This is a genomic window from Streptomyces sp. NPDC001970, from assembly GCF_053594115.1.
Genome location: NZ_JBSFDW010000020.1, coordinates 1 through 20,990, shown reverse-complemented (window position 1 = coordinate 20,990; position 20,990 = coordinate 1). Strand labels below are relative to the sequence as shown.

General features: G+C 69.8%; 18 protein-coding genes. 12 read left to right on the top strand and 6 right to left on the bottom strand.

Features of this window, described 5'->3' with window-relative positions:
• Nucleotides 1-5: 5 nt before the first annotated feature.
• The 3 genes from mycP (at nt 6) to ACWCP0_RS23400 (ending at nt 2,077) form a co-directional block, all read left to right on the top strand.
• On the top strand, nt 6-1,259 hold the full coding sequence (mycP, locus tag ACWCP0_RS23410; protein WP_451080758.1) for a type VII secretion-associated serine protease mycosin: 1,254 nt from the start codon (nt 6-8) through the stop codon (nt 1,257-1,259).
• Between the two features lie 143 nt (nt 1,260-1,402).
• Nucleotides 1,403-1,738, top strand: a complete 336-nt coding sequence (locus ACWCP0_RS23405; RefSeq protein ID WP_451080757.1) for a WXG100 family type VII secretion target — start codon at nt 1,403-1,405, stop codon at nt 1,736-1,738.
• A 45-nt stretch (nt 1,739-1,783) separates the two neighbouring features.
• Nucleotides 1,784-2,077: a WXG100 family type VII secretion target gene (locus tag ACWCP0_RS23400; protein ID WP_451080756.1), complete on the top strand. Its 294-nt coding sequence runs from the start codon at nt 1,784-1,786 to the stop codon at nt 2,075-2,077.
• A gap of 65 nt (nt 2,078-2,142) precedes the next feature.
• Here the strand turns inward: ACWCP0_RS23400 and ACWCP0_RS23395 are convergent, their stop codons facing one another.
• The 4 genes from ACWCP0_RS23395 to eccCa form a co-directional block, all read right to left on the bottom strand.
• Nucleotides 2,143-2,388, bottom strand: coding sequence for a DUF397 domain-containing protein (locus ACWCP0_RS23395; RefSeq protein ID WP_351223682.1), 246 nt, complete (start codon nt 2,386-2,388; stop codon nt 2,143-2,145).
• An 85-nt stretch (nt 2,389-2,473) separates the two neighbouring features.
• On the bottom strand, nt 2,474-3,787 hold the full coding sequence (locus ACWCP0_RS23390) for a YrhB domain-containing protein (protein WP_451080755.1): 1,314 nt from the start codon (nt 3,785-3,787) through the stop codon (nt 2,474-2,476).
• Between the two features lie 3 nt (nt 3,788-3,790).
• Complete coding sequence (locus ACWCP0_RS23385) at nt 3,791-4,096, bottom strand: YrhB domain-containing protein (RefSeq protein ID WP_451080754.1); 306 nt, start codon at nt 4,094-4,096, stop codon at nt 3,791-3,793.
• 440 nt (nt 4,097-4,536) lie between these two features.
• On the bottom strand, nt 4,537-8,490 hold the full coding sequence (gene eccCa / locus ACWCP0_RS23380) for a type VII secretion protein EccCa (protein WP_451080753.1): 3,954 nt from the start codon (nt 8,488-8,490) through the stop codon (nt 4,537-4,539).
• 217 nt (nt 8,491-8,707) lie between these two features.
• Here eccCa and eccD point away from each other — a divergent pair, with 217 nt between their 5' ends.
• From eccD to ACWCP0_RS23350, 6 genes are all read left to right on the top strand, one after another.
• Nucleotides 8,708-10,177, top strand: coding sequence for a type VII secretion integral membrane protein EccD (gene eccD / locus ACWCP0_RS23375; RefSeq protein ID WP_451080752.1), 1,470 nt, complete (start codon nt 8,708-8,710; stop codon nt 10,175-10,177).
• A gap of 194 nt (nt 10,178-10,371) precedes the next feature.
• Entirely contained in the window at nt 10,372-10,659 is a 288-nt protein-coding gene (rpsO, locus tag ACWCP0_RS23370) for a 30S ribosomal protein S15 (RefSeq protein WP_168437547.1), read from the top strand.
• A 304-nt stretch (nt 10,660-10,963) separates the two neighbouring features.
• A complete protein-coding gene (locus ACWCP0_RS23365; protein WP_451080751.1) occupies nt 10,964-13,183 on the top strand; it encodes a polyribonucleotide nucleotidyltransferase in 2,220 nt (739 codons plus the stop codon).
• Nucleotides 13,180-14,559, top strand: a complete 1,380-nt coding sequence (locus ACWCP0_RS23360; RefSeq protein WP_451080750.1) for a M16 family metallopeptidase — start codon at nt 13,180-13,182, stop codon at nt 14,557-14,559. The genes ACWCP0_RS23365 and ACWCP0_RS23360 overlap by 4 nt, the downstream gene beginning before the upstream one ends.
• A gap of 14 nt (nt 14,560-14,573) precedes the next feature.
• The gene (gene dapB, locus ACWCP0_RS23355) at nt 14,574-15,332 is read left to right on the top strand and encodes a 4-hydroxy-tetrahydrodipicolinate reductase (protein WP_351223695.1); all 759 of its coding nucleotides are present in this window, start codon (nt 14,574-14,576) and stop codon (nt 15,330-15,332) included.
• Between the two features lie 11 nt (nt 15,333-15,343).
• Nucleotides 15,344-15,796 carry a hypothetical protein gene (locus ACWCP0_RS23350; RefSeq protein ID WP_451080749.1) on the top strand — a complete coding sequence of 151 codons (453 nt, stop codon included), beginning with the start codon at nt 15,344-15,346 and terminating at the stop codon, nt 15,794-15,796.
• Here ACWCP0_RS23350 and ACWCP0_RS23345 read toward each other — a convergent pair.
• Together ACWCP0_RS23345 and ACWCP0_RS23340 are read right to left on the bottom strand one after the other, a co-directional pair.
• Nucleotides 15,786-16,343, bottom strand: a complete 558-nt coding sequence (locus ACWCP0_RS23345) for a hypothetical protein (RefSeq protein ID WP_451080748.1) — start codon at nt 16,341-16,343, stop codon at nt 15,786-15,788. The two genes, ACWCP0_RS23350 and ACWCP0_RS23345, sit on opposite strands and share 11 nt — an antisense overlap.
• Nucleotides 16,344-16,469: 126 nt before the next feature.
• Nucleotides 16,470-16,742, bottom strand: coding sequence for a hypothetical protein (locus ACWCP0_RS23340; RefSeq protein WP_451080747.1), 273 nt, complete (start codon nt 16,740-16,742; stop codon nt 16,470-16,472).
• 246 nt (nt 16,743-16,988) lie between these two features.
• Here ACWCP0_RS23340 and thyX point away from each other — a divergent pair, with 246 nt between their 5' ends.
• The 3 genes from thyX to ACWCP0_RS23325 all read left to right on the top strand — a co-directional run bounded on the left by thyX (nt 16,989) and on the right by ACWCP0_RS23325 (nt 20,627).
• Nucleotides 16,989-17,726: an FAD-dependent thymidylate synthase gene (thyX, locus tag ACWCP0_RS23335; protein ID WP_451080746.1), complete on the top strand. Its 738-nt coding sequence runs from the start codon at nt 16,989-16,991 to the stop codon at nt 17,724-17,726.
• A 189-nt stretch (nt 17,727-17,915) separates the two neighbouring features.
• The gene (dapA, locus tag ACWCP0_RS23330; protein WP_451080745.1) at nt 17,916-18,815 is read left to right on the top strand and encodes a 4-hydroxy-tetrahydrodipicolinate synthase; all 900 of its coding nucleotides are present in this window, start codon (nt 17,916-17,918) and stop codon (nt 18,813-18,815) included.
• Between the two features lie 126 nt (nt 18,816-18,941).
• Complete coding sequence (locus ACWCP0_RS23325; protein ID WP_451080744.1) at nt 18,942-20,627, top strand: ribonuclease J; 1,686 nt, start codon at nt 18,942-18,944, stop codon at nt 20,625-20,627.
• Nucleotides 20,628-20,990 lie beyond the last annotated feature (363 nt).

The following is a 20,990-nucleotide window of genomic DNA, read 5'->3' as shown; positions in this document are numbered from 1 at the left end:
CGCCAGTGACGTACCGTACGGCTGCTCTGCTGGCCGCCGCCGCCCTCACCGGCCTGATGTCCGTGGCCCCGGCCGCGCAGGCGGCGGAACCCCCCGCCGGCCCCGGCCCCGGCCCTGCAGTCGGCCTCGACGGCAGCGGCGAGTGCACCTTCCCGATGAAGAAGCAGATCGCGAGCATCCCGTGGTCGCTCCAGCGGGTGCTTCTCGACGAACTGTGGCAGGACACCAAGGGCAAGGGCATCCGTGTCGCCGTCATCGACACCGGAGTCGACGACGTCAACCCGCAGCTCAGGCCCGCCGTCGACGCCTCGGCCGGCAGGGACTTCCTCAAGCCCGGCAAGGACGACCGGGACAGCGACCGGGGGAAGACCGACGGCACGGTCGACGAGGTCGGCCACGGCACCAAGGTCGCGGGAATCATCGCCGCCCGCCCCCGCAAGGGCACCGGCTTCGTCGGGCTCGCCCCCGAGGCCACGATCATCCCGATCCGCCAGAACGACGAGAAGAACAGCGGCAAGTCCAACACGATGGCGGACGCGATCGACCACGCCATCGCCAACAGGGCCGACGTCATCAACATCTCACAGGACACGACGCAGGCGCTGGGCCCGCAGTCGGACCTCGGCCGGGCGGTCGCACGTGCGATCGCGCAGGACATCGTCGTCGTCGCGTCCGCCGGGAACGACGGCATGGCCGGAGAGCTCAAGAACACCTATCCGGCCGCCTTCGACGGCGTACTCGCCGTCGCCTCCTCCGACCGCAACAACGAACGTGCCGCGTTCTCGCAGGCCGGTGAGTTCGTGGGGGTCGCGGCGCCCGGTGTCGACATCGTCTCCACCGTCCCCGGCGGCGGCCAGTGCGTCGACAACGGCACGAGCTTCTCCGCCCCGTACGTCGCCGGGGTCGCGGCCCTGCTGCGCGCCAAGTACCCGAAGTGGAAGGCGCACCAGATCGTCGCCCAGATCGAGCAGACGGCCGAGCGCGCCGTCAACGGCCGTGACAACTTCATCGGCTGGGGCGTCGTCGATCCCGTACGCGCGCTGGACGGCGACGCGGGCCCGCCGGAGGCCCCGGCCCCGGACCCGGGTCCGCCGAAGCCGCCGGCCCCCGAACCGGCGCATCTCGCGCTCTCGGAGACCCCGCAGGAGCGCGACGAGCGGTACGCGACGTACGCGCTCGGCATCGGCGGGGTGCTGGTCGCGGTGGTCGCGGGCAGTGCGACGGTGGTGCGGGACAGCCGCCGCAGGCAGGGCCGGTGAACCAAGTCTCCTTACGGGGCTTTGCAGTTGGAACTGTCATATCGAGTGACTAGAGTGAACGAACGGGATCACGCGAGTGACCTGGCACGGGGGCGGCATCAAGGGCTTCCCGTCCGCTGCACATGGAGAAGAAGGGGCACGAGGTGTCGAAAGACCTGAACGTAACCACTAGTGAGCTTGTCTCCCTTGCGGGGAAGGTCCAGACGCTCCAGAGCGAGATCAACGCCCGCATCACCTCGCTCAACGGCGTGGTCGACCGCATCCAGGCGGGCTGGCAGGGCGCGGCCATGCAGGCGTACGACGCGACGCAGGCGAACCTGAACCGGCGTCTGCGGGGTGTGCAGCAGGACCTGGAGAACCTCGAGAACCTCATCAAGATGAGTGCCGACGGGTTCGACGAGGAGGAGCAGCGCCGTATCCGCTCCTTCACCGCCGCCGAGGGCGGTAACGGTGGACAGAGCGCCATCCTGAGCATCTGACGCCCCGCGCCTCTCGCCTGAACTTCGTCACCAAGGAGCAAAGCAATGACCACTGCCGTCAATTACGACACAGTGACCCAGGCGGCCGGCGACGTCCGCGCCACCTCCACGTACCTGAACGAGCAGCTCGAGACCCTCCTCCGGCACGTCAACCAGGTCGCGCAGACCTGGGACGGTCAGACCAAGGAGGCCTACGGGGCCATCCAGAAGCAGCTCGCCACCGACCTGGCCGGCATGAACCAGGAGCTGGCCACCATCGCCCGTCTGCTGGACGAGTCCGTCATCGGTTACCAGGACACGGACCGCGGCAACGCCGCCCGCTTCCGCATGATGCACTGACGAGCCGCGTTCGCTCGCAAGCGAAGGGGGGTGCCGGTCGGCACCCCCTTCGCGTACGACGACACCTACGTCAGGTCGAACTCCCCGTCGCGCGCCCCCAGGACGAACGCACGCCACTCGGCCTCCGTGTACCGCAGCACCGTCTCCGGGTCGAGCGACGACCGCATGGCCACCGCCCCACCGGGCAGATAGGCGATCTCCACCCGCTCCTCGTCCGGACTCGTCCCGGGCGCACCGTGCCACTCGACGTCCGAGATGTCGAGCGCGTACAGCTCTTCCTTCTGGCGTTCCTTGTCAGCTGCGTCGGTCATGGGTGCGGCCCCTTCGGGTCAATCCGGTCGTGCGAGCGAGCTACCAGTTCACCCTACTGGGCCCTGCCGTGCGCCTGAGCGGTGATCACCGGTACCGGATCAGGTGAAAGCGCGCCGCCGCCACCTCGCCGAGGTCGGTGACCGGCGCCGCCGAACTGTCCACCACGCCGATGCCCTGCTCCGACCGGAGGCCGGTGAGCAGCAGCCCCACGGACTCCCGTCTTCTCCGGTCCGTGCGCCGCGCCCAGATCAGCGCACGCGCGCCCACCGGCATGGCCGACAGCTCGTCGAGCAGCGAGCCCCATTCGCCGTGCTCGGAGGCCGAGATGACGGGCTGCCCGAGCTCGCCCAGCGTGGGCCCGAGCCAGGCCGCATACCGGGGCTCGGGCGGCGCGACGAGCGAGCCGTTGCCGGGCTCCCCGCCACGGTTCCAGGCCTCGAGCCAGGCCCACGGGGACGCGTTCGGCAGGCCGAAGGGCTGTACCGCCGCCTTCGGTACGACCAGAGCGGCATCGAGCATGCCGTGCCGCCAGTCGCCGGTGTTGAGGAACGCCTCCGTGTTGCAGGCGAAGAGCCAGCCCCGCTCCATCTCGTCGGCGGGACTCGGATTCACCAGCCGCACCGGCTCGTGGTACGCGCGCCGCAGCCAGTCCTGCGCCTTCTCGACGGCCGCGCCGAAGTCGTCCGCCGCTCCCCGGTACGGATCCGGCGCCACGGCGGGTGCCGCGAGCGCCTCGGGTCCCAGCCGCGCGAAGACCAGCTCCGTCACCCCGGTCGTGTCGAGCCGGGCGAGACCGCCCGTCATCCCGTCGAGGAACACCACGTTCCCGTTGTTGTTGTGCGCGTACAGCAGATGCCCGCTCGCCTCGACACCTCCGGCCGCCCTGCGCACCCAGACGACACCCTGCGTGCCGGGACCGGGCTCACGCGCCTGCGCGATGACCTGGTCCCACGTCGCGCAACGCAACTGCTCCGCCTCCGGGAAGTGCCGCTTGAGCAGTAGCTCCCACCAGCCCGGCGCCTCGTGTGCGGGCTGCCAGGGCAGCGGCGTGGACGGCCCCCCGGCCAGCGCGGCGGCGACGGAGACCACACACCCACGGGAGTTCAGCCGCCGGGCCTGCGTGGCCGCCTCACGCGGTGACGGCGACTTCGCATACGAGGCGGCGTCCCCCCACGGATCGTTGGCGGCCGGATGGAAGGGCACCCCGCCGTCCTTGGGCACGACGAGGGACGCCGCCAGCATCGGCGTACGCGGATGTCCGGGCTGCTCGACCGTCCGGCACGCGAACAGCCAGGTGCCTGCGTCCTCGGCGACGGGATGGGGAACGGCGAGCTCGACGAGGCCGCGGTAGGTGGCGTTGAGCCAGTGGAGTGCGAGGTGCTGGGGGGTGATGTTCATGGTTCAGGCCTTGTTGGGCGGCCACTCGCCGCGCATGGGCAGATCGAGGTGGTCGGCCACCGGTATGTGCGAGGGCGGGAAGTTCACAGGCGATCCGTCCTTCGGCACCAGCACCACCACCACACGCGTGAACGGGGCCTCGCCGAATTCCCCGGCGTCGAGATGCTCCTTCGAGTCGAACCGGACCTGCCGGGCGATCGGGTGCTCCTGGCTCAGCTCCGGCTGCACGACGATCGCCCATGGCTCGTCGGCATACGCCTCGGCGAGGAAGGCCCGACCGGCTTCGACGGCGTCGTTCTTGGAGAGCATGGCTGATTCCGCCGCCGAATCTATCGGTAGAGGATGGGGGAAATGCGCGTTGTACCGTGTTCCAGCGTGGCGAGCCTGCCCGTCCGGCCGCCCGGGAACACTCCACCGTGAGGGGTGTTCCCCGCATGGAAGACATGCCCGGTGCCGTACGGGCGGCGGATGGCCACGACGCCCATCGAACTCCTGGGCCCGTGCGGGCCGGACCGAGTCCGCGTGGATCGCCCGCTCGGAAACGTGCGGCGCCCGGCTCCAGCCCCTCCTCCGCCGCCACGCGCAGCCCTGCCCGCGCCGTGCCGCGGGCCTTCGCACCGACGAACTCCGTCAGCCGGCAGGCCGGCAAGCGTCATGGTGACGCACCGCAGGTACAGGGCCGAGGCGGCAGGTTGTCGATGCCGGGGGCGTGGAGGCCGCGCGCGACGTCGACGACACCCGCCGTGCCCCTACCGGGCCGCCGGCCAGCCCAGCTGCACCAGCGGGGTCCCCCGCTTGCGCGACACGAACGTGCCGCGGCCCGGAGGCATCGGGCGGGCGCGGACGTGGCCCAGGATGTCGCCCTCGCCCGGGTCGCCGGAGAGGATCACGCCCTGGGCGCCCAGCTCCTTCATGCGCTGCATGAAGGGTTCGTAGAGCGCACGGGAGGCGCCCGCCGCGCTCCGCGCAACGATGAAGCGGATGCCGACATCACGCGCGAACGGAAGGTTCTCCACGAGCGCCTGCATCGGGTTGCCCGCGTTGGTCGCGACGAGCTCGTAGTCGTCGATGAGGACGAACAGCTGCGGGCCGCTCCACCAGCTGCGGTCGCGCAGCTGCTGGGGAGTGATGTCGGGCTTCGGGGCGCGCTTCGTCATCACCGTGTTGATCGCGTCCATGTGCATCTGCATGGCCGACGCCATCGGCGCGTACTCCAGCAGATGCGACGACGGCACCGCCTCCAGCATCGTGCGCCGGTAGTCGCCGACGACGATCCGGGCCCGCTCCGGGGTGTACCGCTCGGAGATCTGCTTGGCGATGAGCCGCAGCAGACCCGTCTTCCCGGACTCGCTCTCGCCGAAGATCATGAAGAACGGGTCGGACTCGAAGTCGACGAACACCGGCTCGAGGTTGGTCTCGTCGATGCCGATCGCGATGCCGTGCTGCGGGTGCTCGAAGCCCTTCGGCAGCTGGTCCGCGCGGAGCATGCGCGGCAGGAGCCGTACGCCCGGGGCCGCCGCGCCCGACCAGCTGCCCTTCACGGCCTGCACGAACGCCGCCGTGCCGTCCGCGAGATCGACCGAGCTGCTCGAACCGTCGATCCGCGGCAGCGCCCCCATGAAGTGCAGCTTCTCCGGCACCTGGCCACGGCCCGGTACGCCCGCCGGTACGTTCGCCGCGACCTTGCGGTCGAACTCGGAGTCCATGACGTCACCGAGACGCAGCTCGAGTCGGCCGAGCATCTGGTCCTTGAGCGCCGCGCGCACCTCCATGTAGCGCGCGGCGGTGATGACGACATGGATGCCGTAGCCGAGACCGCGCGCCGCGATGTCCGCGACGACCGGCTCCAGCATGTCGTAGTCGTTCTTGAAGCCGCCCCAGCCGTCGATGACCAGGAAGACATCTCCCCAGGCCTCGCCGGGCAGGTCACCCGCCGCCCGCTTGCGCCGGTACGTGGCGATGGAGTCGATGCCGTGCGAGCGGAAGAACTCCTCGCGCCGGTTCAGCACGCCCGCGACCTCCGCGACCGTACGCCGCACCCGCTCCGGGTCCAGCCGGGACGCGACCCCGCCCACGTGCGGCAGGTCCGCGAGCGAGGCGAGACCGCCACCGCCGAAGTCCAGTGCGTAGAACTGCACTTCGTGCGGGGTATGGGTGAGGGCGAACGACGAGATCAGCGTGCGCATCATCGTCGACTTGCCGGACTGCGGACCGCCGACCACCATCATGTGGCCCGCCGCCCCCGAGAAGTCCCGGTACAGCACCTCGCGCCGCTGCTCGAACGGCTTGTCGATGAGACCGAGCGGCACGACCAGACCGCCGGGGCGCGTGTACTCGGTCGCCGTCAGCCCGCGGTCCGCCGTCTGCGCGAGACCCGGCAGCAACTGGTCGAGCGGCGGTGCCTGGTCCAGCGGCGGCAGCCACACCTGGTGCGCGGGCACGCCCTGCCCCTCCAGACGGCGCACGATCACATCGAGCACGGTGTCCGCGAGCGCGTCGTCCTCGCTGTCGCGCGAGGCTGCGGGATGCGCCGGATCGGGCGCCGCGTACACGACCGGCACCGGCGCCGCGGTGAAGACTGCGGGCCGCCGCTCGATCGGCAGCTGGTCGGCGGAGAGCTGCGGCCCGCCCGTGCGGTACGTACCGGACACGTACGCCGCCTTGAAGCGGGTCATCTCGTCCGTGCCGAACTTCAGATAGCCCGAGCCCGGCACCGACGGCAGGTGGTACGCGTCGGGCACACCGATCGCCGTGCGCGACTCGGCCGCCGAGAACGTCCGCAGACCGATCCGGTACGAGAGATACGTGTCCAGTCCGCGCAGCTTGCCCTCCTCCAGGCGCTGCGAGGCGAGCAGCAGATGCACACCCAGCGAACGGCCGATCCGGCCGATCTGGATGAACATGTCGATGAAGTCCGGCTTGGCGGTCAGCAGCTCGCTGAACTCGTCGATGACCAGGACCAGCGAGGCCAGTGGCTCCAGCGGGGCACCGGCCGCGCGCGCCCTCTCGTAGTCGTGGATGTTGGCGTAGTTGCCCGCCGAGCGCAGCAGCTCCTGACGGCGCTGCAGCTCACCGCGGATCGCGTCGCCCATGCGGTCGACCAGCGTCAGGTCGTCCGCGAGGTTGGTGATGACCGCGGCCACGTGCGGCATCTGCGACATGCCCGCGAAGGTCGCACCGCCCTTGAAGTCCGCGAGCACGAAGTTCAGCGTCTCGGACGGGTGCGTCACCGCAAGACCGAGCACCAGCGTGCGCAGCAGCTCCGACTTGCCGGAGCCGGTCGCGCCCACGCACAGCCCGTGCGGGCCCATGCCCTCCTGCGCGGCCTCCTTGAGGTCGAGCATCACCGGCCGGCCGTCCTCGCCGACACCGATCGGCACCCGCAGCCGCTCCGCCGTCGAGCGCGGCCGCCACGTGCGCGTGACATCCACCGACGCCGCGTCGCCCAGGTTCAGCAGATCCGTGAAGTCCAGGTTGGCGAGCAGTGGTTCGTCGTCGTCGCCCCCGCCCATCCGCAGCGGCGCCAGCTGCCGCGCCAGCGCCTCGGCGGCCGGCAGCGAGATCCCGTCCGGCACACCCTCGTACGCGTAGCCGGCGCCCGACTCCAGCCGCAGCCGGCCGGGCCGTACGACGATCGAGAGCCCGCCCCGCGGCTCGTCCAGCTCACCCGGGACGACCTCGACGATCGTGACGCCCTGCACTCCCTCGGCGGCCGCGAACAGCGAGTCCGGCGGCACCATCCCGCCGTCGAGCACGACGACGATGTGCGGCTGGTCCAGGACCGGCTGGCTGTCCCGGCCGAACCGCGGCCGCCCGTCCAGCCTGCTGCGCAGCAACTGCTCCAGCTCGCCCAGGTCGTCGCCGAACAGCCGCTTCGTACCGGCCCCGTCGACCTGCCCCGGCACCTGGGCGTGCGGCAGCCACTTCGTCCAGTCCCAGCGCGCCACCGCGCCGGGCGCCGCGACCACCGCGACCTGCAGGTCCCCGGGGGAGTGCAGCGTCACCAGCTGCGACACCAGCGCACGGGCCGTCGACTGCGCCGACTCCGGCTCACCGGACACCGTCACGTGGTAGAACGCCCGCATCGACACGGCCATCGGCAGTCCGTCCAGCGAGCCGTGCACCGCCAGGAACTGCTGCATGGCCCCCGCGCACAGCGGCTCCAGCTCGTCCACCGGCGCCGTGTCGGGCGCGATCAGCGGCGTCGACAGCTGCTGCGCACCGAGCCCGATGCGTACCTGCCCGAAGTCCCTGTCGCCGGCCCGCCGTTCCCACACCCGCGAGCCCTCGGCCACCACGGACCACAGCTGCTCGGGGGCGGGGTGCAGATACAACTGCGCATCGCGCTGCGCCCGCGCGGTCCTGCGGACCGTACGCCGCGTCTGCGAGAGGTATTTGAGGTAGTCGCGGCGGACATCGGCAATTTGCCCCTGCGTACCCTTGCGGAATCTGACGAGTTGGGCGATCGCCATCGCGACCGTCGACACCAGCATCAGCACACCCATGATCCGCATGAACGGATGGGCGTTCGGCATGAAGAAGAAGACCACCGACGAGCCCATGCCGAGCATCGGCAGAAGCTGCATCAGCATGGACTCCTGCTGACCCCGCGGCAGCTCCGGCGGGGACTCCAGCGTCAGCTCCTCGCTGGGTACTTCGGGCGGAAGGGAGCGCGGCGGGCGTTTGACGACGATCTGGCTCACCGGTTCATCAATTCCTCGGTACGGACGGAAGCCGGAGGCCTGACGATGCCGGAATCCGCACCGGCGCCCCCGTGACTGCCTTTGCTTCGCGGACTTCCCTCCGCGCGACGGTGATCCTACTTGCAGGCAGTGACACCACGTCCCGGTAGGGTGTCCGCGCACCGTGCGCAACCGCGAATCAGCCCGTGCGCCATCGCCGTTCAGGGGGTCCAGACACGTGAGTACGACCGCAGCGACCGGCTTCTGCCGCGTCACTGTCGTGGCGCCCGACAGCCGGATCGACGTCGCCCTCCCGGAGGACATCGCCGTCGCCGACGTCTACCCGGAGATCCTGCGGCTCACCGGCCAGACGCAGTCCGCCGGAACTCCCACCGGGTACCACCTGGTCCGCCGTGACGGCACCGTCCTCGACGGCGCGCGCACCCTCGCCGCCCAGCAGGTGCTCGACGGAGAGGTGCTCAGCCTCCGCCCTTTCGCCCGGTCGCTGCCTCCCGCGGTCTTCGACGACGTATCCGACGCCGTCGCCGCGGCCGTCACCCGCGACCGCCATCTGTGGAGCGACGACCTGCTGCGCGGCGCCGGACTCGTCGGCGGAGTGCTGCTGCTCGTCCTGATGGGCTTCGTGCTCTGGTTCGCCGACCCGGTCCGTCACGACATGCACAGCCTGCCCGGCGTCGTCGCAGGCGCCGCCGGTGTGCTGCTGACCGCCTTCGCCGGCGTACGGGCCCGGGTCTACTCCGACCGGGCCACCGCCGTCGCCCTCGGCCTCGGAGCGCTCCCGCTGCTGCTCATCGCCGGCTCGGGGATCGTCGGCCCCGCGGCCGGCCACGGACCCGGCAGGCTGCAGTTCCTGCTCGGCTGTGTGACGGTGCTGGTCGCCTCGGTCGCCCTGGTCGTCCTCACCCCGAGCGGCGACGCGCCGTTCGTCGCCGCAACCTTCCTGGCCACCGTCGGCACCCTCGCCACCTTCGCCGCGATCCTCGCCGAGGCGTCGGCGACCGCGACCGCCGCGGTCTGCGCCCCCGCGGCGATCGCCCTGGTCGCCTTCCTGCCCGGCCTCTCGGCCCGCTTCGCCCGGCTGCCCATCGGGTACGCCTCGCCACGCAGCGCGACCGACGACGACTTCCACGCCGACCCGCACGAGACGCCGCAGGCCCAGCCCGTCGATGCGGAGCGCATCGCACTGCAGGCCCGCCGCGGCCACGAGATGCTGCTCGGCCTCGTCGGCGGCTGCGCCGCGGTCGTGGTCGGCTCCGCGGCCGTCCTCGGTTTCGCCGGCAACGTCTGGGGCCAGTTCCTGGCCCTGGCCGCGGGCCTGGCCATGCTGTTGCGCGCCCGCCTCTTCCGCTACACCTCACAGGTCGCCTGCGTGCTGGTCGCGGGCATCGCCGCGATCGCCCTGCTCGTCCTCGGCCTCTCCCTGAACCCGCCCGCCGGCCTGGTCAAGGACCTGCTGATCTTCGGGGACCGGGGCGGCCTCGACATCCGTACGGTCTGGCTCACCGCGGCCGTCGCCGCCGGAGCCGCGCTGTTCACCGCCATCGGGCTGGTCATTCCGAAGAAGGGCCTCTCACCCTTCTGGGGCCGGCTGCTCGACCTCACCGAGGGCGCGGTGCTCCTCTCCCTCGTCCCGCTCTGCCTGGCCGTCCTGGACGTCTTCGACGCGGCCAGGTCGCTGACCAGCTAGGACGCCCGGTCCGGGCCGCCGGTTCGGACCGGTGAGCACAGCGTGTAAGCTTATCGACGGCCGTTTGTGTACGCGCCCCCGGACCCATCTGGGAGCAGCGCCCATCGCGCCTTCGCCTCCGAGTAACGGAAGCTCCCCTGAGACCAAGACCAGGGGCACTCGCAGGCGCATCGAACACCGAAGAGGAGTACCGAGTGTCTCTCGACGCCGCTACGAAGAAGCAGATCATGGCCGAGTTCGGCACCAAGGAGGGCGACACCGGCTCCCCCGAGGTCCAGGTCGCCATGCTCTCCCGCCGCATCTCGGACCTGACCGAGCACCTCAAGACCCACAAGCACGACCACCACTCCCGCCGTGGTCTGCTGATCCTGGTCGGCCAGCGCCGCCGTCTGCTGCAGTACCTGGCCAAGAAGGACATCCAGCGCTTCCGTGCGCTGGTCGACCGCCTCGGCATCCGTCGCGGTGCGGCGGGCGCGAAGTAAGACGCCGTGAAGGGAGCGGTTCCCACTCCGAGGGGGCCGCTCCCTTTGCTGTACGTGCGGTCCTGAGGGAAACCTCAGTAATCTGGTCACACAGCACAACGCAATAACGCAGTACCGAAGCAGTATCCGAAAACGCAATACCGAAGAGGAGGAGCGCCCCTCCGCCGCCGGTCCTCGGTAGTGGCCCCCGGAACACATCACCCGGGTGCTTCGATCGAAGACCGGCCCGCACGCAAGGCGCGCTTCTCCGCCACCGTCCCCCACGCCACACGGGCGAGGGGACGCAGACGAGGAGATATCGCTGGTGGAGAACGAGACCCACTACGCCGAAGCCGTGATCGACAACGGCTCCTTCGGCACCCGCACCATCCGCTTCGAGACGGGCCGCCTGGCCAAGCAGGCCGCCGGCTCCGCCGTGGCGTACCTGGACGACGACACCATGGTGCTGTCGGCCACCACCGCATCCAAGAACCCCAAGGACCAGCTGGACTTCTTCCCTCTGACGGTCGACGTCGAGGAGCGGATGTACGCCGCGGGCAAGATCCCCGGCTCGTTCTTCCGCCGTGAGGGCCGCCCGTCCGAGGACGCGGTTCTCACGTGTCGCCTGATCGACCGCCCGCTGCGCCCGTCCTTCAAGAAGGGCCTGCGCAACGAGATCCAGATCGTCGAGACGATCATGGCGCTCAACCCCGACCACCTGTACGACGTGGTCGCGATCAACGCCGCCTCCTGCTCCACGCAGCTGGCCGGCCTGCCCTTCTCCGGCCCGATCGGCGGCACCCGTGTCGCGCTGATCAACGGTCAGTGGGTGGCCTTCCCGACCCACACCGAGCTCGAGGACGCCGTCTTCGACATGGTGGTCGCGGGCCGCGTCCTGGAGGACGGCGACGTCGCGATCATGATGGTGGAGGCCGAGGCCACCGTTAAGACCATCGAGCTCGTCAAGGGCGGTGCCGAGGCCCCGACGGAGGAGGTCGTCGCCGCGGGTCTCGAGGCCGCGAAGCCCTTCATCAAGGTCCTGTGCAAGGCCCAGTCGGACCTCGCGGCCAAGGCCGCCAAGCCGACCGGCGAGTTCCCGGTCTTCCTGGAGTACCAGGACGACGTCCTGGAGGCGCTCACCGCCGCGGTCAAGGACGAGCTCTCCCAGGCGCTGACCATCGCCGGCAAGCAGGACCGCGAGGCCGAGCTGGACCGCGTCAAGGGTCTCGCCGCCGAGAAGCTGCTCCCGCAGTTCGAGGGCCGCGAGAAGGAGATCTCCGCCGCGTACCGCTCGCTGACCAAGTCCCTGGTCCGTGAGCGCGTCATCAAGGAGAAGACGCGCATCGACGGCCGTGGCGTCACGGACATCCGTACGCTCGCCGCCGAGGTGGAGGCGATCCCGCGTGTGCACGGATCCGCCCTGTTCGAGCGTGGCGAGACCCAGATCCTGGGCGTCACCACCCTCAACATGCTCCGCATGGAGCAGCAGCTGGACACCCTTTCCCCGGTGACCCGCAAGCGCTACATGCACAACTACAACTTCCCGCCGTACTCCGTCGGTGAGACCGGCCGCGTCGGCTCCCCGAAGCGCCGCGAGATCGGCCACGGCGCCCTCGCCGAGCGTGCCATCGTGCCGGTCCTGCCGACCCGCGAGGAGTTCCCGTACGCGATCCGCCAGGTGTCCGAGGCCCTCGGCTCCAACGGCTCGACGTCCATGGGCTCCGTCTGCGCCTCCACCATGTCGCTGCTGAACGCCGGTGTGCCGCTCAAGGCCCCCGTCGCCGGTATCGCCATGGGTCTGATCTCCCAGGAGATCGACGGCAAGACGCACTACGTCGCCCTCACCGACATCCTCGGTGCGGAGGACGCCTTCGGTGACATGGACTTCAAGGTCGCCGGTACGAAGGAGTTCGTCACCGCCCTCCAGCTCGACACCAAGCTGGACGGCATCCCGGCCTCCGTCCTGGCCGCGGCCCTCAAGCAGGCCCGCGACGCCCGCCTCCACATCCTCGACGTGATGATGGAAGCGATCGACACCCCGGACGAGATGTCCCCGAACGCCCCGCGGATCATCACCGTCAAGATCCCCGTGGACAAGATCGGCGAGGTCATCGGCCCCAAGGGCAAGATGATCAACCAGATCCAGGAGGACACCGGCGCCGAGATCACGATCGAGGACGACGGCACCATCTACATCGGTGCCGCCGACGGCCCGGCCGCCGAGGCCGCCCGCGCCACGATCAACGGCATCGCCAACCCGACCATGCCGGAGGTCGGCGAGCGCTACCTGGGCACCGTCGTGAAGACGACGACCTTCGGTGCGTTCGTCTCCCTGCTCCCCGGCAAGGACGGCCTGCTGCACATCTCGCAGATCCGCAAGCTCGCCGGCGGCAAGCGTGTGGAGAACGTCGAGGACGTGCTCGCCGTCGGGGCCAAGGTCCAGGTCGAGATCGCCGAGATCGACCAGCGCGGCAAGCTGTCCCTCATCCCCGTGATCGCGGACGAGGACGCTGCCGACGAGGCGAAGGACGACACCGACAAGTGACGTCCCGTAGTTCCAGGACGACGGCCCGCACCTCCTCGGAGGCGCGGGCCGTCGCCCGTACCCAAACGCTTCTCCAGGGAGAGCACGGCATCGGCACGGTCCGCAAGACCACCCTCCCCGGGGGCCTGCGCATCGTCACCGAGACCCTGCCGTCCGTGCGCTCCGCCACCTTCGGCATCTGGGCGCACGTCGGCTCCCGCGACGAGACCCCCTCGCTCAGCGGCGCCACGCACTACCTGGAGCACCTCCTCTTCAAGGGCACGCACAAGCGCTCCGCCCTCGACATCTCCTCCGCCGTCGACGCGGTCGGCGGTGAGATGAACGCCTTCACGGCGAAGGAGTACACCTGCTACTACGCGCGGGTGCTCGACACCGATCTGCCGCTGGCGATCGACGTCGTCTGCGACATGCTCACCGGCTCGCTGATCCTCGACGAGGACGTCGACGCCGAGCGGGGCGTCATCCTCGAAGAGATCGCGATGACCGAGGACGACCCGGGCGATGTCGTCCACGACCTCTTCGCGCGCACCATGTTCGGCGACACCCCGCTCGGTCGGCCGGTCCTCGGCACCGTCGACACCATCAACGCGCTGAACCGCTCGCAGATCGCCCGCTTCTACAGGAAGCACTACGACCCGACGCACCTCGTCGTCGCGGCCGCAGGCAACATCGACCACGCCACCGTCGTACGCCAGGTGCGCAAGGCCTTCGACAAGGCCGGCGCCCTGTCCCGCACGGACGCCACGCCGGTTGCCCCGCGCGACGGCCGGCGGACCATCAGTACCGCGGGACGGGTCGAGGTGCTGGGCCGCAGGACCGAGCAGGCCCATGTGGTCCTCGGCATGCCGGGCCTGGCCCGCACCGATGACCGTCGGTGGGCCCTCGGTGTGCTGAACACGGCCCTCGGCGGCGGCATGTCCTCCCGCCTCTTCCAGGAGGTACGGGAGAAGCGCGGCCTCGCCTACAGCGTGTACTCGTACACGTCGGGCTTCGCCGACTGCGGGCTCTTCGGCGTCTACGCCGGCTGCCGGCCCAGCCAGGTCCACGACGTGCTGAAGATCTGCCGCGGGGAACTCGACCGGGTCGCGAACGAGGGCCTGCCGGACGACGAGATCGACCGGGCCGTCGGCCAGCTCTCCGGCTCGACCGTCCTCGGCCTCGAGGACACCGGCGCGCTGATGAACCGTATCGGCAAGAGCGAGCTGTGCTGGGGCTCCCAGATGTCGGTCGACGACATGCTGGCGAGCATAGCCGCGGTCACCCCCGACGACGTACGGGCGGTCGCCCGTGACGTACTGGGACAGCGCCCCTCGCTGTCGGTGATCGGCCCGCTGAAGGACAAGCAGGCGGACCGCCTGCACGAATCCGTCTCGTAGAGAGCGAACGCAACATGAGCAAGCTGCGCGTGGCCGTCCTCGGCGCCCAGGGCCGTATCGGCTCCGAGGCGGTACGAGCCGTCGAGGCCGCCGAGGACATGGAACTCGTCGCCGCGCTCGGCCGGGGCGACAAGCTGGAGACCCTCGCCGAGAACGGCGCCCAGGTCGCGGTCGAACTGACCACACCCGCCTCGGTGATGGGCAACCTGGACTTCTGCGTACGTCACGGCATCCACGCCGTCGTGGGCACCACCGGCTGGACGGATGAGCGCCTCGCGCATCTGCGCACCTCGCTCGACGCTTCCCCCACCCCTTCGACGGGCGTGCTCATCGCGCCCAACTTCTCCATCGGCGCCGTGCTGACGATGAAGTTCGCCGCCCAGGCCGCGCGCTACTTCGAGTCGGTCGAGGTCGTCGAGCTGCACCACCCGAACAAGGCGGACGCCCCCTCCGGCACCGCGACGCGCACCGCCCAGCTGATCGCCGCCGCCCGGGCCGAGGCGGGCTGCGCCCCGCAGCCCGACGCGACGGTCACTGCCCTGGACGGTGCGCGCGGCGCCGACGTCGACGGGGTGCCGGTGCACGCCGTACGGCTGCGCGGTCTGCTGGCCCACCAGGAGGTCCTGCTCGGCGGCGAGGGCGAGACCCTCACCATCCGCCACGACTCCCTGCACCACAGCAGCTTCATGCCGGGCATCCTGCTCGGTGTGCGCCGCGTGGTGACCACGCCCGGGCTCACCTTCGGCCTCGAGCACTTCCTCGACCTCGGCTGAGACCGGCTGCCATGCGCGCGAGAATCTCGTACTTCGTCACGGCTGCCGTCCTGGTCGTCTACTTCGTCCTGGTCGGCAGCCGGGGCGTGATGCTGATCCAGCAGGGCACCGCGCTCACCGTCGCGTTCGGTGCCGCGGTGCTGATCCTGCCGGTGATCGGTGTCTGGTTCCTCTGGAAGAACACCCAGTTCGTCAACAAGGCCAATGCGCTGGCCGCGGAGCTGGATGCGGAGGGCGGACTGCCGGTCGACGAGCTGCTCCGCACCCCGGGCGGCCGTATCGACCGCGACTCCGCGGACGCCGTCTTCGCCGAGCGCCGCGCGGAGACCGAGGACTCACCCGACGACTGGCGCTGCTGGTTCCGGCTGGCCGTGGCCTACCACGACGCCCGCGACACCCCGCGCGCCCGCCAGGCGATGCAGCGCGCGATCGCACTGCACGACGGAAAGCCGGTCAGGGCCTGACCGCGCCGTACTCCGCGCCCCACGCCTCGACGGTGTCCGCCGCACGGTCGAAGGCCTCGACCCGCGCCAGGAAGTCCGCGTTGTGGTCCGTGAGCAGCGTCAGCGGATCGCGCCCTTCGCGCACGAGCACGAGCGCCTGACCCTGCACGGTCCGTGGCAGTCCCAGCCAGCGCACCGGCTGCTGCACCGTGCGCAGCCCCGTGATCTGCTCCCAGGCCACGGTGCTGGTCGAGACGAAGCCCACGCACCGCAGACCGCGCCTGCTCACCCAGGCGCCGATGCGCAGCAGCCGCAGTGCCGCCGCGATCATCAGCGAGGCGAGCCCGAAGCACAGCCCCGCGCCCCGCACGGCACCGGCGAAGGCGATGATCACCGCGGCGATCAGCACGAACGCCGCCAGAAGCAGTACCAGCGCCGAGGCCGCCACCCGCCAGGGACCCGGGCGGTAAGGCCGCCGCCACCGGTCATGGTCGTCGAACGGCAGCGCGACATCGTCGTCCGCCGGGGCGTCGAAGGCGCGGTCGGCCGTCAGGAAGGGCAGGGGCACGGCTGAACCTCACTCATCAAGCACGAATGGCTGTGCCTGGTGAGGCTACCGAGGCGGCCACGGACGGACCACCCCAGGGGGCCCATGGGGGCGCCTGTCCTGTCCGTCGGGGCAGTTCGGGAGGAGTCAGCGGCCGTCGGACGCCTCGGCCTGCTGCGCATGCGAAGGCACCTTCGGTGATTCCAGCGCCGGCATTCCGAGCAGCAGCGACCCGATCAGCCCGGCCACGACGGTCAGGCCGATCAGCGTACGTCCGGCCAGCTGCGACCAGCTCGGGCGCTCCCTGGGCGGCGGAGTGACGTTGCTGCGGAAGCGATCGGCCTCGGCGACGAATGCGAAGGGAACGGCCTCTCGCCCGGGGGTGGTGGTACCGCCCAGCGATTGCTGGGTGAGGGACATGGGGCCTCCTGGAGCCTGGTGAGTCATGCGCGCGCCATGTGTCCGGTCGCTGCCACAGGTACAGACGCGCAGAACGTCCGGGAGGTGCCCGATTCCAGTGAATTGACCGAAGAATCACAGGAGGCCCCGTCGGTCCCGTCGCGACCCGGCGACCGGAGGCGTCGGGCGCTGCGCCGCCCTGCGTTGTCAGCGGTGAGCCGTAGAGTGGGCGCCGCCCGAGCGACGCAACTGGAAGGACCCCCGCCGGTGACCGAGATCCCCGCCGACTACAAGCCCGGCTTCCGCAGCGATGTCACCGTCGAGCTGGTGAAGCACACCGCCGGCGACTCCGACGTGCTGTGGGCGGCCAGGGTCTCCACCGCGGGCGAGCAGTCCCTGGAGGAGATCTCCAAGGACCCGGAGCGCTCGAAAGGGCTCATCAACTATCTGATGCGGGACCGCCACGGCAGCCCCTTCGAGCACAACTCGATGACGTTCTTCATCAGCGCCCCGATCTTCGTCTTCCGTGAGTTCATGCGCCACCGCGTCGGCTGGTCGTACAACGAGGAGTCCGGTCGCTACCGGGAGCTGCAGCCCGTCTTCTACGTCCCGGACGAGTCCCGCAAGCTCGTGCAGGAGGGCCGCCCCGGGAAGTACGTCTTCGTCGAGGGCACCCAGGCCCAGCAGGAGCTCACCGGCCGCGTGATGGCGGACTCGTACCGCCAGTCGTACGAGTCGTACCGGGAGATGCTCGCCGCGGGTGTGGCGCGCGAGGTCGCCCGCGCGGTCCTCCCCGTCGGCCTCTACTCGTCGATGTACGCGACGTGCAATGCGCGCTCGCTGATGCACTTCCTCGGCCTGCGCACCCAGCACGAGCAGGCGAAGGTCCCATCCTTCCCGCAGCGGGAGATCGAGATGGTGGGCGAGAAGATGGAGGAGCACTGGGCCAAGCTCATGCCGCTCACCTATGCCGCCTTCAATGCAAACGGCCGTGTGGCCCCGTAGAGCACAGATGTACGGTCAGCCTTACTCGGTGTCCGTATTGCGGCGTTTCGAGAAGTTCATCTAGGCTGATCAAACGGACCCGGCACTGCTTGAACCCCCGAGCAGGCAGTGCCGGGCTCCACTGACCACGGCATACGTCACGGCCCCCAAGGGGACCCTACGCGCTGAGCAACGAGTAGCGTGTTACCCATGGCTCCGATCTCCACTCCGCAGACCCCCTTCGGGCGGGTCCTCACCGCCATGGTCACGCCGTTCACGGCGGACGGCGCACTCGACCTCGACGGCGCGCAGCGGCTCGCCACCCACCTGGTGGACGCAGGCAACGACGGCCTGATCATCAACGGCACCACCGGCGAGTCCCCGACGACCAGCGACGCGGAGAAAGACCAGCTCGTACGAGCCGTCCTCGACGCCGTGGGCGATCGTGCCCATGTCGTCGCCGGAATCGGAACCAACGACACCCACCACAGCATCGAGCTCGCCCGCGCCGCCGAGCGCGCCGGCGCACACGGCCTGCTCGCCGTGACGCCGTACTACAACAAGCCCCCGCAAGAGGGCCTGTACCGCCACTTCTCGGCCATCGCCGACGCGACGGGCCTCCCGGTGATGCTGTACGACATCCCGGGCCGCAGCGGCGTTCCGATCGACACCGAGACCATCGTCCGCCTCGCCGACCATCCGCGGATCGTGGCCAACAAGGACGCCAAGGGCGACCTCGGCCGGGCCAGCTGGGCCATCGCCCGTAGCGGCCTCGCCTGGTACTCGGGCGACGACATGCTGAACCTTCCGCTCCTCTCGGTCGGCGCCATCGGCTTCGTCTCCGTGGTCGGCCACGTCGTCACACCGGAGCTGCGCGCCCTCGTCGACGCGTACACCTCGGGCGACGTCCAGAAGGCCACCGAGATCCACCAGAAGCTGCTCCCGGTCTTCACGGGCATGTTCCGGACCCAGGGCGTGATCACCACCAAGGCCGCGCTCGCCCTCCAGGGTCTGCCCGCAGGCCCGCTGCGCCTCCCGCTCGTCGAGCTCACCGAGGCCGAGACTGCACAGCTCAAGATCGATCTCGCCGCCGGCGGGGTAGAGCTGTAGCCACAGACTTCACAACTGAATACGAACCAAGTGAATACGCACCACAACAACGACAACAGCAAGTGCACGAATGCATGCGCGCCACGTGCCCAAGCGGTACGTGGCGCGTGTGGTGAGGAGAGTCTTTTGAGTCATCCGCATCCTGAACTCGGCGCACCGCCGAAGCTCCCGAAGAGTGGCCTGCGCGTCACCCCGCTCGGCGGTCTCGGCGAGATCGGCCGAAACATGACGGTCTTCGAGTACGACGGCCGGCTCCTGATCGTCGACTGCGGCGTCCTGTTCCCCGAGGAGGAGCAGCCCGGCGTCGACCTGATCCTGCCGGACTTCACCACGATCAAGGACCGCCTCGACGACATCGAGGGCATCGTCCTCACGCACGGCCACGAGGACCACATCGGCGGTGTCCCGTACCTGCTCCGCCTGAAGCCGGACATCCCGCTGATCGGCTCCAAGCTGACCCTCGCCCTGATCGAGGCGAAGCTCCAGGAGCACCGCATCCGCCCGTACACCCTCGAGGTCAGCGAGGGCAATCGCGAGCGCATCGGACCCTTCGACTGCGAGTTCATCGCGGTCAACCACTCCATCCCGGATGCCCTGGCCGTCGCCATCCGCACTCCCGCGGGCATGGCCGTCCACACGGGCGACTTCAAGATGGACCAGCTCCCCATGGACGGCCGCCTCACGGACCTGCACGCCTTCGCGCGCCTGAGCGAGGAGGGCATCGACCTCCTGCTGGTCGACTCGACCAACGCCGAGGTCCCCGGCTTCGTCCCGGCCGAGCGCGACATCTCGAACGTGCTGCGCGGCGTCTTCGCGGGCGCCCAGAAGCGCATCATCGTGGCGAGCTTCGCCAGCCACGTGCACCGCATCCAGCAGATCCTCGACGCGGCACACGAGTACGGCCGCAGGGTCGCCTTCGTCGGCCGCTCGATGGTCAGGAACATGGGCATCGCCCGTGATCTCGGGTACCTCAAGGTCCCTGCCGGCCTGGTCGTGGACGTCAAGTCGCTGGACGACCTCCCGGACCACGAGGTCGTGCTGGTCTGCACGGGTTCCCAGGGCGAGCCGATGGCGGCCCTTTCCCGCATGGCCAACCGCGACCACCAGATCCGCATCGTCCAGGGCGACACCGTCATCCTGGCCTCGTCACTCATTCCGGGTAACGAGAACGCCGTCTACCGGGTGATCAACGGACTCACCCGTTGGGGTGCGAACGTCGTCCACAAGGGCAACGCCAAGGTTCACGTCTCGGGCCACGCCTCGGCCGGTGAACTTCTGTACTTCTACAACATCTGCAAGCCGAAGAACCTCATGCCGGTCCACGGCGAGTGGCGCCACCTCCGGGCCAACGCCGAGCTCGGCGCGATGACGGGAGTCCCCAAGGACCGCATCGTCATCGCCGAGGACGGCGTGGTCGTCGACCTGGTCGACGGCAAGGCCAAGATCACCGGCAAGGTGCAGGCGGGATACGTGTACGTCGACGGCCTCTCGGTCGGCGACGTCACCGAGGCCTCGCTGAAGGACCGCCGCATTCTGGGCGACGAGGGCATCATCTCGGTCTTCGTCGTGGTCGACTCCACGACCGGCAAGGTGGTCGGCGGCCCCAACATCCACGCGCGGGGCTCCGGCATCGAGGACGGCGCGTTCGACGCGGTGATCCCGAAGATCGAGGAAGCCATCCACAAGTCGGCGGCGGACGGTGTCTCCGAGCCCCACCAGCTGCAGCAACTCATCCGGCGGTCGGTCGGCAAGTGGGTCTCCGACAGCTACCGCCGGCGCCCGATGATCCTCCCGGTCGTGGTCGAGGTCTGACACCAGGTCTGCAGCCGGTCCTGGCACCGGAACTGACACCTGGTGGAGTGATCTTGGAGCGGGGCGCCCCGATTTGCATCGGCCGCCCCGCTCCAGTACGTTTACGGCTCCGCCTGAGGGGAAGTCCGGGGCGCACTCGTGCGCTCGGATGGACCACCCGAGGGGCGGGAATTCCGGCTCAGAATCTCTGATAAAGTCGGATCCGCCGAAAGGCAGTCGAAAGACAAAAGGCCCTCCAACGGCCACCGGAAACAGAATCCGAACCGGGAACGGAACGGAAAATGAATCTGGTAAGGTTGGAAACACCGAAGGGAAGCGCCCGGAGGAAAGCCCGAGAGGGTGAGTACGAAGGAAGCGTCCGTT

Bases quoted from the DNA above. Each gene is read 5' to 3' on its own strand.
- ACWCP0_RS23395 (WP_351223682.1), bottom strand. From the start codon at position 2,388: ATGACCGACGCAGCTGACAAGGAACGCCAGAAGGAAGAGCTGTACGCG.
- ACWCP0_RS23350 (WP_451080749.1), top strand. From the start codon at position 15,344: ATGCGCGCGAGAATCTCGTACTTCGTCACGGCTGCCGTCCTGGTCGTC.
- dapB (WP_351223695.1), top strand. From the start codon at position 14,574: ATGAGCAAGCTGCGCGTGGCCGTCCTCGGCGCCCAGGGCCGTATCGGC.
- ACWCP0_RS23340 (WP_451080747.1), bottom strand. From the start codon at position 16,742: ATGTCCCTCACCCAGCAATCGCTGGGCGGTACCACCACCCCCGGGCGA.
- dapA (WP_451080745.1), top strand. From the start codon at position 17,916: ATGGCTCCGATCTCCACTCCGCAGACCCCCTTCGGGCGGGTCCTCACC.
- ACWCP0_RS23400 (WP_451080756.1), top strand. From the start codon at position 1,784: ATGACCACTGCCGTCAATTACGACACAGTGACCCAGGCGGCCGGCGAC.
- ACWCP0_RS23385 (WP_451080754.1), bottom strand. From the start codon at position 4,096: ATGCTCTCCAAGAACGACGCCGTCGAAGCCGGTCGGGCCTTCCTCGCC.
- ACWCP0_RS23390 (WP_451080755.1), bottom strand. From the start codon at position 3,787: ATGAACATCACCCCCCAGCACCTCGCACTCCACTGGCTCAACGCCACC.